Annotated in this window: 1 protein-coding gene and 1 pseudogene; one reads left to right on the forward strand and one right to left on the reverse strand. The window is 63.7% G+C overall.

The window, feature by feature from the left end:
• Window positions 1–376: hypothetical protein (locus PMI15_RS25545; protein WP_369751967.1), on the reverse strand; the 376-nt coding region annotated here is incomplete at its 3' end.
• On the opposite strand from PMI15_RS25545, the pseudogene PMI15_RS25550 reads away from it, so the two are divergent.
• Window positions 375–568: pseudogene (locus PMI15_RS25550) on the forward strand (cell surface protein); the annotation flags it as partial. The gene PMI15_RS25545 and the pseudogene PMI15_RS25550 overlap by 2 nt on opposite strands.

The raw sequence follows: 568 nt of genomic DNA on the forward strand, positions 1-568 counted from the left end.
GCGTCACTTCGCTGTCAACATCGACATCGACCGGCTTGAGCACGGCCACCAGCGGCATCACCTCGCTGTCGACCGGCCTGAGCACAGCCAACAGCAGCGTGACCTCCCTGTCCACCGGCTTTAATTCCGTCTCAACGGGCTTTAGCTCCATCTCGACCGGCTTCAGTTCGCTGTCAACATCGGTTTCGTCCGGACTGAGCACCGCCGCCAGCGGCATGACGTCCCTCTCCACCGGGCTGAGCACCACGGATAGCAGCGTCGCATCCCTGTCCACGGGTTTTACCTCTGTCTCGACAGGCTTTAGCTCCATTTCGACGGGCTTCAACTCGCTGTCAACCTCGGTTTCATCCGGCCTGAGCACGGCGACCAGCGGCATGACGTCCCTGTCCACCGGGCTGAGTACCACGAGCAGCACGGTCGCATCGCTGTCCACGGGCGTCAGCTCCATGTCAACCGGCGTCAGCGCCATCACCAGCGGCCTGGCCTCGCTGTCGACGTCGTCCTCGACGGGCCTGAGCACCGCCGACAGCCGGATCACTTCCCTGTCCACGTCGGCATCGACCGGCTT

It is taken from the genome of Polaromonas sp. CF318 (genome assembly GCF_000282655.1).
Taxonomy (GTDB): Bacteria; Pseudomonadota; Gammaproteobacteria; order Burkholderiales; family Burkholderiaceae_C; genus Polaromonas.